Here is a 9,886-nt window from a genome sequence, read left to right on the forward strand (position 1 = left end):
GGTGTGTCTCACTCTACGCAGGCTATTGTTAATTTATTAATGCCATTGGTTAATAAAATGTTGCTTTAAAAGGCTGCGGGGTTCGTGCTGGAAAAAAATGACGGACAGTCTACTTTAAACTATACGGGGAGAATTCCGTTATATCTCCAGCCAATAGTTAAATTCAATTACCTTCTCGCCAGGTTTCCTCTTACTTGATAACCATCAATGTAAATTAAAGAACACATCATTAACATTAAATTCACCAAGCAACCCAATTAAAAACATAATTAACAATGTTGAGTTAAGTTGATTTAAATCAATATGTAATGACTGGATATAACTTGCCAAAACCGTTAAATTGTCGTGGATCAAATTGGCTGAAACCTACCTGATTCGCTATAAATTGATCACTGTCGAAAAACGTAAAACTTATCCAATAAAAACCTGTTTATTGTAAGGGTTTTACAGCGTAATATATTTTAGGGATCAATTGAGTTTTTTATTAACACGTTTGTAACTTTCACTTATTGCTGTTTCCTGTTTTCCACAAGGGGTGGCAGTAGGGAAGGGGACAAATAAATTTGTATTGGGGCATGTGTTTGAATCCTGAAAACGGGTTCAATCTCGGAGTCTTCATGCGATGAGCAAGGAGTCATGATGTTAGATATAGTCGAACTGTCGCGCTTACAGTTTGCCTTGACCGCGATGTACCACTTCCTGTTTGTTCCGCTGACGCTGGGTATGGCGTTCCTGCTGGCAATCATGGAAACGGTTTACGTCCTTTCCGGCAAACAGATTTATAAAGATATGACCAAGTTCTGGGGCAAGTTGTTTGGTATCAACTTTGCACTGGGTGTGGCTACCGGTCTGACTATGGAGTTCCAGTTCGGGACTAACTGGTCATACTATTCCCACTATGTGGGTGATATCTTCGGTGCGCCGCTGGCCATCGAAGGTCTGATGGCCTTCTTCCTCGAATCTACCTTTGTAGGTCTGTTCTTCTTCGGTTGGGATCGTCTGGGTAAAGTCCAGCACATGGCTGTCACCTGGCTGGTGGCGCTTGGCTCCAACCTCTCCGCACTATGGATTCTGGTAGCGAACGGCTGGATGCAGAACCCAATCGCTTCCGACTTCAACTTCGAAACCATGCGTATGGAAATGGTCAGCTTCTCTGAGCTGGTCCTGAACCCGGTTGCGCAGGTTAAATTCGTTCACACCGTGGCATCCGGCTACGTTTGTGGCGCGATGTTCGTTCTCGGTATCAGCTCCTACTACATGCTGCGTGGTCGTGACTTCGCGTTTGCGAAGCGCTCTTTTGCTATCGCGGCAAGTTTTGGTATGGCGGCCATCCTCTCCGTTATCGTTCTGGGTGATGAATCTGGCTACGAAATGGGTGACGTACAGAAAACCAAATTAGCGGCTATTGAAGCCGAGTGGGAAACGCAGCCGGCTCCGGCAGCCTTCACTCTGTTTGGTATTCCAGACCAGGATGCGCAGGAAAACCACTTCTCCATTCAAATTCCTTATGCGCTGGGTATCATCGCCACCCGTTCGGTTGATAAACAGGTTACCGGCCTGAAAGACCTGATGGTGCAGCATGAAGAGCGTATCCGTAATGGGATGAAAGCATACTCGCTGCTGGAACAGCTGCGCGGTGGTTCGACCGATCAGGCCGTTCGCGATCAGTTTAACCATGTCAAGAAAGACCTTGGCTATGGTCTGTTACTGAAACGCTATACCGACAATGTTGCTGACGCGACGGAAGCACAGATTAGCCAGGCAACTAAAGACTCGATCCCGCGCGTTGCACCGCTGTACTTCGCTTTCCGTATCATGGTGGCGTGCGGCATTCTGATGCTGGCGATTATTGCAGTCTCCTTCTGGACCGTGATTCGTAACAAGATCGGCGAGAAAAAATGGCTGCTGCGTATCGCACTGTATTCGATCCCGCTGCCGTGGATTGCTATCGAATCCGGTTGGTTTGTGGCCGAATATGGCCGTCAGCCATGGGCGATTGGTGAGGTGCTGCCAACGGCAGTGGCCAACTCTAGCCTGACTCCAGGCGATCTGATCTTCTCGATGCTGTTGATTTGTGGTCTGTACACCCTGTTCCTCGTGGCGGAGCTGTACCTGATGTTCAAATTCGCCCGCCGTGGCCCAAGCAGCCTGAAAACCGGTCGTTACCACTATGAGCAGTCTACCGCGACTACTCAGCCGGCACGCTAAGACAGGAGTCGTCAAATGATCGATTATGAAGTATTGCGTTTTATCTGGTGGCTGCTGATCGGTATCTTGCTGATTGGTTTTGCTGTCGCCGATGGCTTCGACATGGGGGTGGGCATGCTCACCCGTTTCCTCGGTCGTAATGACACCGAGCGTCGAATCATGATTAACTCCATCGCTCCTCACTGGGACGGTAACCAGGTGTGGCTCATCACCGCTGGCGGCGCGCTGTTCGCCGCATGGCCGATGGTCTACGCTGCTGCGTTCTCCGGTTTCTACGTGGCGATGATTCTGGTGCTGGCATCTTTGTTCTTCCGTCCAGTCGGTTTTGATTACCGCTCTAAGATTGAAGACACCCGCTGGCGCAATATGTGGGACTGGGGCATTTTCATCGGTAGCTTCGTGCCACCGCTGGTCATTGGTGTTGCGTTTGGTAACCTGCTGCAGGGCGTACCGTTCCACGTCGATGAATATATGCGCCTGTACTACACCGGTAATTTCTTCCAGCTGCTGAACCCGTTTGGTCTGCTGGCCGGTATCGTCAGTGCCGCAATGATCCTGACTCAGGGCGCAACCTATCTGCAAATGCGTACCGTTGGCGAACTGCACCTGCGCACCCGTAACGTCTCCATGGTTGCGGCGCTGGTCACTCTGGTATGCTTCGCACTGGCAGGCGTTTGGGTTTACTACGGTATTGATGGCTATGTGGTGAAATCTGTTCTGGATCACACCGGCCCGTCTAACCCGCTGACGAAAGAAGTGGCGCGTGAAGCCGGTGCATGGATGGTGAACTTCAACAACATGCCGGCACTGTGGGCGATTCCTGCTCTGGGCGTGCTGCTGCCGTTGCTGACCATTGTGACCACTAAAGCGGATAAAGGCGCATGGGCATTCCTGTTCTCCTCGCTGACGCTGGCGTGCATCATTCTGACCGCGGGTATCGCCATGTTCCCATTCATTATGCCTTCCAGCACAATGATGAACGCGAGCCTGACCATGTGGGATGCTACATCCAGTCAGCTGACGCTGAACCTGATGACCTATGTAGCGATTGTCTTCGTACCGATTATTCTGGCTTACACCACCTGGTGCTACTGGAAAATGTTCGGTCGTATCACTAAAGAAGATATCGAACGTAACACCCACTCTCTGTACTAAGTAAGGAGCTGAATATGTGGTATTTCGCATGGATTTTGGGAACGCTTCTTGCCTGTGCATTCGGCGTGATCACCGCCCTGGCGCTGGAGCACGTTGAAGCCTCCAAAGCGAGTGAAGAAGAACACTGATGAAAAATATTATCGCAACGCTGTACGCGATAATGGATAAGCGCCCCTTGCGGGCGCTTTCCCTTGTTATGGCACTGGCGTTAGCCGGCTGCATCTTCTGGGATCCGACGCGTTTTGCGGCGAAGACCAGCGAGCTGGAAATCTGGCACGGTTTTTTGCTGATGTGGTCGGTGTGCGCTGGCGTGATTCATGGCGTAGGGTTCCGCCCTCGCTCGATTCATTGGCAAGGAATCTTTTGTCCGCTCATCGCCGATCTGGTGTTATTTGCAGGGCTAATATTTTTCTTCTCCCGCTGAAAAATCCCGCCTGATAATGATGGGCTTGCACAAGCCCATAAAAATTTACTCTCCGTTTACTTCTCCCCATTCCAAACCATCATTCCCGCGCGTATAGTAGCGAAGTTCAAAAACCCAAAAAATTTTTTGCATTACTGGGACGTAAAGTGAATACAACGCTGTTTCGATGGCCGGTCAGGGTCTACTACGAAGATACCGATGCCGGTGGTGTGGTTTACCACGCCAGCTATGTGGCTTTCTATGAAAGAGCACGTACTGAGATGCTGCGTCATCATCACTTCAGCCAACAGGTTCTGCTGGCTGAACGCGTGGCCTTTGTCGTGCGTAAAATGACGCTGGAGTATTTTGCAGCTGCCAGGCTCGACGATATGCTCGAAGTCCAAACAGAAATTACATCAATGCGTGGTACGTCAATGGTATTTACGCAGAGAATAGTCAACGCTGAGAATAAGGTTCTGAACGAAGCAGAAGTCCTGATTGTCTGTGTTGATCCACTCATCATGAAGCCTCGTGCGCTTCCCAAGTCTATTGTCGCGGAGTTTAAGCAGTGACTGACATGAACATCCTTGATTTGTTCCTGAAGGCTAGCCTTCTGGTTAAACTTATCATGTTGATTTTGATTGGTTTTTCAATCGCATCCTGGGCCATCATTATCCAGAGAACGCGCATCCTTAACGCGGCAAGCCGCGAGGCTGAAGCGTTTGAAGACAAATTCTGGTCCGGTATCGAGCTGTCTCGCCTGTATCAGGAAAGCCAGGGGCGCCGTGACAATCTGGCGGGTTCTGAGCAGATTTTCTACAGCGGATTCAAAGAGTTTGCACGTCTACATCGCGCCAATAGCCATGCGCCGGAAGCGGTGGTGGAAGGGGCTTCGCGTGCGATGCGCATCTCCATGAACCGTGAGCTGGAAACGCTGGAAACGCACATTCCGTTCCTCGGTACTGTCGGTTCTATCAGTCCGTATATCGGTCTGTTTGGTACCGTATGGGGGATTATGCATGCCTTCATCGCGCTGGGCGCGGTGAAACAGGCTACGCTGCAGATGGTTGCGCCAGGGATCGCGGAAGCGCTGATCGCCACCGCAATCGGTCTGTTCGCGGCAATTCCTGCGGTAATGGCGTACAACCGTCTGAACCAGCGCGTGAACAAACTGGAGCTGAACTACGACAACTTTATGGAAGAGTTCACCGCCATTCTGCACCGTCAGGCGTTTACCAGCAGCGAAAGCAACAAGGGGTAAACCATGGCCAGACGTGGACGCGGACGTCGCGAACTGAAGTCCGAAATTAACATCGTTCCGCTGCTGGATGTGTTGTTGGTGCTGCTGCTGATCTTTATGGCGACAGCGCCGATCATTACGCAGAGCGTGGAAGTGGATCTCCCGGATGCCACCGAATCACAAGCTGTCAGTACGAATGATGATCCACCGGTCATTGTTGAAGTGTCCGGAGTAGGGCAGTACAGCGTGAACGTTGGCCCGGAGAAGATGCCGCAGTTGCCACCTGAACAGGTTGTGGCTGAAGCGCAGCGCCGCTTAGAGGCAAATCCTAAGACGGTCTTCTTAATTGGGGGCGCGAAAGACGTGCCTTATGACGAAATAATTAAAGCGCTTAACCTGTTACACAGCGCCGGGGTGAAATCGGTCGGGTTAATGACCCAGCCAATTTAATCGCCGACAAACTGCGCAGACGCGGAGATTGGCTATATTCGCTAACTCCGCGAGCTGCAGGGTAATGGGTGAACAGTTTTTGGGAACCGAGAGTGTCAAAGGCAACCGAACAAAACGACAAGCTTAAACGAGCGATAATTATTTCAGCAGTGCTGCACGTTATTCTGTTTGCAGCGCTGATCTGGAGTTCGTTCGATGAGCATTTAGACGCTTCAGCCGGCGGTGGCGGCGGTTCGTCCATCGACGCGGTGATGGTCGATCCCGGTGCGGTCGTCGAGAACTATAATCGTACTCAGCAGCAGCAGGCCAGTTCCAAACGTGCGCAAGAGCAGCGTGAAAAACAGGCTCAACAGCAGGCTGAAGAATTGCGTGAAAAGCAGGCGGCAGAACAGGCTCGCTTGAAAGCGCTGGAAAAAGAGCGTTTACAGGCTCAGGAAGCGGCTAAAGAAGCGCAGGAGCAGCAGAAACAGGCTGAGGAATCTGCGGCGAAAGCAGCGGCGGATGCAAAAGCGAAAGCTGACGCCCAGGCCAAAGAAGCTGCCGAGGCTGCCGTTAAGGCGGCTGCAGATGCGAAAGCGAAAGCAGACGCACAGGCAAAAGTCGCTGCGGAAGCGGCGAAGAAAGCCGCAGCGGATGCACAGAAAAAGGCGGAAGCTGAAGCGGCGAAAGCTGCTGCGGATGCGAAAAAAGTCGCTGAAGCGGCTGCTGCAAAAGCGGCTGCCGATGCAGAGAAGAAAGCTGCCGCTGCCGCTGAGAAAAAAGCAGCAGCAGAAGCCGCGAAGAAGGCCGCGGCTGACAAAGCGGCAGCGGATAAAGCGGCTGCTGCAGAAAAAGCCGCCGCAGAGAAAGCTGCTGCCGCAGCTGAAAAGGCCGCCGCCGATAAAAAAGCGGCTGCTGATAAAGCTGCTGCCGATAAGAAGGCTGCTGCTGCTGCGAAGAAAGCGGCTGCTGCTGAAAAAGCCGCTGAGGCTTCCGGTGTTGATAACCTGCTGGGCGATCTCAGTTCAGGTAAGAATGCGCCGAAAGGCACGACGAGCGGTAGCGCTGGGGGCTCATCTCCTGCTAAAGGTAGCAAACCAGGTCAGGGTGGGGCATCACAGGCTGAAATTGCTTCGTACATTGCGCAGGTTCAGGCAGCGATCAAAGGTCATCTGTATGACTGGGATACCTACCAAGGGAAAACCTGTACGCTGCGCGTTAATATTGGTGAAGATGGTACCGTACTGAAAGTGACTCAGGAAGGTGGCGATCCGGCGTTTTGTCAGCAGATGCTGGCGGCGACAAATCGGATGACCAAGTTCCCGAAACCGCCTTCACAAGCGGTCTGGCAGACCTTTAAAAATGCGCCTCTGGACTTCAAGCCATAAAGATTGTTTTTCGCGTCAGTACGTGAAAAATAAAGGCGGGATCCTCGCAGGGTTTTGGTAGTTTTGTGTATTTTAGTTTGTTAACATTCTGCTAAATTATCGTGGGCTTTCCGCCTGGGTAAGGGAGAAATGATGAAGCAGGCATTACGAGTAGCATTTGGTTTTCTGATGCTGTGGGCAGCTGTGCTGCACGCAGAAGTACGTATCGAGATCACCCAAGGGGTGGACTCTGCACGTCCGATTGGCGTCGTTCCGTTCCAGTGGGCTGGGCCGGGTGCTGCGCCTGAAGACATCGGTGGCATCGTGGGTGCTGACCTGCGTAACAGCGGGAAATTCAATCCATTAGATCGTTCTCGTCTGCCACAGCAGCCGGGTACTGCTCAGGAAGTACAGCCTGCAGCATGGTCTGCGCTGGGTATTGATACTGTTGTTGTTGGCCAGGTAAGCCCTAACGCTGACGGTAGCTACAATGTGTCTTATCAGCTGGTTGATACCGGTGCTGCACCGGGCACCGTGCTGGCACAGAACACGTATAAAGTGAATAAGCAGTGGCTGCGTTATGCGGGCCATACTGCCAGTGACGAAGTGTTCGAAAAGCTGACCAGCATTAAAGGCGCTTTCCGTACTCGTATCGCTTACGTGGTACAGACCAACGGCGGTCAGTTCCCGTATGAACTGCGCGTATCCGATTACGATGGTTACAACCAGTTCGTGGTTCACCGTTCTCCACAGCCGCTGATGTCTCCGGCGTGGTCTCCAGACGGTTCCAAACTGGCCTATGTGACTTTCGAAAGCGGTCGTTCTGCACTGGTTATCCAAACGTTGGCTAACGGTGCGGTACGTCAGGTTGCGTCGTTCCCACGTCACAACGGTGCACCGGCATTCTCTCCGGATGGCAGCAAGCTGGCGTTTGCCCTGTCTAAAACCGGCAGCCTGAACCTGTACGTGATGGATATCGGCTCCGGCCAGATCCGTCAGGTGACCGATGGTCGCAGCAACAACACTGAACCTACCTGGTTCCCGGACAGCCAGAACCTGGCCTTTACTTCTGACCAGGCAGGTCGTCCGCAGGTGTATAAAGTTAATGTTAACGGCGGTGCTCCGCAGCGTATTACCTGGGAAGGTTCACAAAACCAGGATGCTGATGTCAGCAGCGACGGTAAGTTTATGGTAATGGTCAGCTCGGCTAACGGCCAGCAGCACATTGCTAAGCAGGATCTGGGAGCGGGTGGCGTACAAGTACTGTCGTCAACATTCCTGGACGAAACGCCAAGTCTGGCACCTAACGGCACTATGGTAATCTACAGCTCTTCTCAGGGGATGGGATCCGTGCTGAATCTGGTTTCTACAGATGGGCGTTTCAAAGCGCGTCTTCCGGCAACTGATGGACAGGTCAAATTCCCTGCCTGGTCGCCGTATCTGTAATAATAATTAATGAATTGATTACTAAAGGAATCATAGAAATGCAACTGAACAAAGTGCTGAAAGGGCTGATGATCGCTCTGCCTGTAATGGCAATCGCGGCATGTTCTTCTAACAAGAACGCTAGCAATGACCAGAGCGGCGAAGGCATGCTGGGTGCCGGCACTGGTATGGATGCGAACGGTAACGGCAACATGTCTTCTGAAGAGCAAGCGCGTCTTCAGATGCAGCAGCTGCAGCAGAACAACATCGTTTACTTCGATCTGGACAAGTACGATATCCGTTCTGATTTCGCTGCAATGCTGGATGCTCACGCAAACTTCCTGCGTGGCAACCCGTCTTACAAAGTCACCGTAGAAGGTCACGCGGACGAACGTGGTACTCCTGAGTACAACATCTCCCTGGGTGAGCGTCGTGCTAACGCTGTTAAGATGTACCTGCAGGGTAAAGGCGTTTCTGCTGACCAGATCTCCATCGTTTCTTACGGTAAAGAAAAACCTGCAGTACTGGGTCATGACGAAGCGGCTTATTCCAAAAACCGTCGTGCCGTACTGGTTTACTAAGAGAATTGCATGAGCAGTAACTTCAGACATCACATGTTGAGTCTGTCGTTACTGGTTGGCATAGCGGCCCCCTGGGCCGCTTTTGCTCAGGCGCCAATCAGTAGTGTCGGCTCAGGCTCGGTCGAAGACCGTGTCACTCAACTCGAGCGTATTTCTAATGCTCACAGTCAGCTTTTGACCCAACTCCAGCAACAACTCTCCGATAATCAGACCGATATTGACGCCCTGCGAGGCCAAATCCAGGAAAGTCAGTACCAGCTGAATCAGATTGTGGATCGTCAAAAACAGATCATGCTGCAGATCGACAGCCTCAGCGGCGGTGCGCAGACGCAGCAAGCTTCGGGTGACCAAAGCAATGCGGCGGCGACAGCAGCGCCTGCTGGCGGCAATACAGCGGCCTCCGGCGTTCCTGCGCAGACGGGCGATGCCAATACCGACTACAACGCGGCAATCGCGTTGGTGAAGGATAGTGCTCGCCAGGATGACGCGATTGTGGCGTTTCAGAACTTCATCAAGAAGTACCCAGATTCAACCTATCAGCCTAATGCGAATTATTGGCTGGGACAGTTGAACTACAACAAGGGTAAGAAAGATGATGCAGCCTTTTATTTTGCATCGGTGGTGAAAAACTATCCGAAGTCGCCGAAGGCGGCGGACGCAATGTTCAAGGTTGGGGTTATCATGCAGGACAAAGGTGATACCGCGAAAGCCAAAGCGGTTTACCAGCAGGTTGTCAGCAAATACCCAGGTACTGACGGTGCGAAACAGGCGCAAAAACGTCTTAGCGGACTGTAATGCCTAAAGGAAGACCAGAAATCGTGTTATTTCTGGTCTTGCCGCATGAAACATAAGCAGTTAAGTGATCTTTGTCGAAATTTTTGTTGCGCAGAATTCTGAATTCAGTAATATATGCCGCCGTTGCCAAGGGATATCAAACAGCCTAAAAGTGACGAAAATAGTGGGTCGTTAGCTCAGTTGGTAGAGCAGTTGACTTTTAATCAATTGGTCGCAGGTTCGAATCCTGCACGACCCACCACTTAAAGCAGTATCCAGCGCAGTATTGGGTGATTAGCTCAGC

Annotated in this window: 11 protein-coding genes and 1 tRNA gene; all 12 read left to right on the forward strand. The window is 51.7% G+C overall.

Annotation, left to right across the window (positions count from 1 at the left end; genetic code table 11):
- Positions 1-639: 639 nt before the first annotated feature.
- The 12 genes from cydA to KP80_RS17290 all read left to right on the forward strand — a co-directional run bounded on the left by cydA (position 640) and on the right by KP80_RS17290 (position 9,844).
- Entirely contained in the window at positions 640-2,208 is a 1,569-nt protein-coding gene (gene cydA / locus KP80_RS17240) for a cytochrome ubiquinol oxidase subunit I (protein ID WP_052284865.1), read from the forward strand.
- A 15-nt stretch (positions 2,209-2,223) separates the two neighbouring features.
- Positions 2,224-3,363, forward strand: coding sequence for a cytochrome d ubiquinol oxidase subunit II (gene cydB / locus KP80_RS17245; RefSeq protein ID WP_052284866.1), 1,140 nt, complete (start codon positions 2,224-2,226; stop codon positions 3,361-3,363).
- A 14-nt stretch (positions 3,364-3,377) separates the two neighbouring features.
- The gene (cydX, locus tag KP80_RS22655) at positions 3,378-3,491 is read left to right on the forward strand and encodes a cytochrome bd-I oxidase subunit CydX (protein WP_072129158.1); all 114 of its coding nucleotides are present in this window, start codon (positions 3,378-3,380) and stop codon (positions 3,489-3,491) included.
- On the forward strand, positions 3,491-3,787 hold the full coding sequence (gene ybgE, locus KP80_RS17250; protein ID WP_052284867.1) for a cyd operon protein YbgE: 297 nt from the start codon (positions 3,491-3,493) through the stop codon (positions 3,785-3,787). The genes cydX and ybgE overlap by 1 nt, the downstream gene beginning before the upstream one ends.
- A 146-nt stretch (positions 3,788-3,933) precedes the next feature.
- Entirely contained in the window at positions 3,934-4,338 is a 405-nt protein-coding gene (gene ybgC, locus KP80_RS17255; RefSeq protein WP_035892730.1) for a tol-pal system-associated acyl-CoA thioesterase, read from the forward strand.
- The gene (tolQ, locus tag KP80_RS17260) at positions 4,335-5,027 is read left to right on the forward strand and encodes a Tol-Pal system protein TolQ (RefSeq protein WP_112203650.1); all 693 of its coding nucleotides are present in this window, start codon (positions 4,335-4,337) and stop codon (positions 5,025-5,027) included. The genes ybgC and tolQ overlap by 4 nt, the downstream gene beginning before the upstream one ends.
- Before the next feature lie 3 nt (positions 5,028-5,030).
- Positions 5,031-5,456 carry a colicin uptake protein TolR gene (gene tolR, locus KP80_RS17265; RefSeq protein WP_052284869.1) on the forward strand — a complete coding sequence of 142 codons (426 nt, stop codon included), beginning with the start codon at positions 5,031-5,033 and terminating at the stop codon, positions 5,454-5,456.
- Positions 5,457-5,548: 92 nt separating this feature from the next.
- Complete coding sequence (gene tolA, locus KP80_RS17270; RefSeq protein WP_052284870.1) at positions 5,549-6,823, forward strand: cell envelope integrity protein TolA; 1,275 nt, start codon at positions 5,549-5,551, stop codon at positions 6,821-6,823.
- Positions 6,824-6,955: 132 nt separating this feature from the next.
- Positions 6,956-8,248: a Tol-Pal system beta propeller repeat protein TolB gene (gene tolB, locus KP80_RS17275; protein WP_052284871.1), complete on the forward strand. Its 1,293-nt coding sequence runs from the start codon at positions 6,956-6,958 to the stop codon at positions 8,246-8,248.
- Positions 8,249-8,286: 38 nt separating this feature from the next.
- On the forward strand, positions 8,287-8,808 hold the full coding sequence (gene pal, locus KP80_RS17280) for a peptidoglycan-associated lipoprotein Pal (RefSeq protein ID WP_052284872.1): 522 nt from the start codon (positions 8,287-8,289) through the stop codon (positions 8,806-8,808).
- Between the two features lie 9 nt (positions 8,809-8,817).
- Complete coding sequence (cpoB, locus tag KP80_RS17285; protein WP_052284873.1) at positions 8,818-9,603, forward strand: cell division protein CpoB; 786 nt, start codon at positions 8,818-8,820, stop codon at positions 9,601-9,603.
- A gap of 165 nt (positions 9,604-9,768) precedes the next feature.
- Positions 9,769-9,844, forward strand: a tRNA-Lys gene (locus KP80_RS17290).
- The last annotated feature ends 42 nt before the right edge of the window (positions 9,845-9,886 follow it).

The sequence above is a fragment of the Kluyvera genomosp. 1 genome (genome assembly GCF_001266615.1).
In the GTDB taxonomy this organism is placed as follows: Bacteria; Pseudomonadota; Gammaproteobacteria; order Enterobacterales; family Enterobacteriaceae; genus Kluyvera; species Kluyvera cryocrescens_A.

What these genes read in the sequence shown, in the direction of transcription:
- cydA (WP_052284865.1), top strand. Translation starts at nt 640, where the DNA reads ATGTTAGATATAGTCGAACTGTCGCGCTTACAGTTTGCCTTGACCGCG.
- cydB (WP_052284866.1), top strand. Translation starts at nt 2,224, where the DNA reads ATGATCGATTATGAAGTATTGCGTTTTATCTGGTGGCTGCTGATCGGT.
- cydX (WP_072129158.1), top strand. Translation starts at nt 3,378, where the DNA reads ATGTGGTATTTCGCATGGATTTTGGGAACGCTTCTTGCCTGTGCATTC.
- ybgE (WP_052284867.1), top strand. Translation starts at nt 3,491, where the DNA reads ATGAAAAATATTATCGCAACGCTGTACGCGATAATGGATAAGCGCCCC.
- tolR (WP_052284869.1), top strand. Translation starts at nt 5,031, where the DNA reads ATGGCCAGACGTGGACGCGGACGTCGCGAACTGAAGTCCGAAATTAAC.
- tolB (WP_052284871.1), top strand. Translation starts at nt 6,956, where the DNA reads ATGAAGCAGGCATTACGAGTAGCATTTGGTTTTCTGATGCTGTGGGCA.
- pal (WP_052284872.1), top strand. Translation starts at nt 8,287, where the DNA reads ATGCAACTGAACAAAGTGCTGAAAGGGCTGATGATCGCTCTGCCTGTA.
- cpoB (WP_052284873.1), top strand. Translation starts at nt 8,818, where the DNA reads ATGAGCAGTAACTTCAGACATCACATGTTGAGTCTGTCGTTACTGGTT.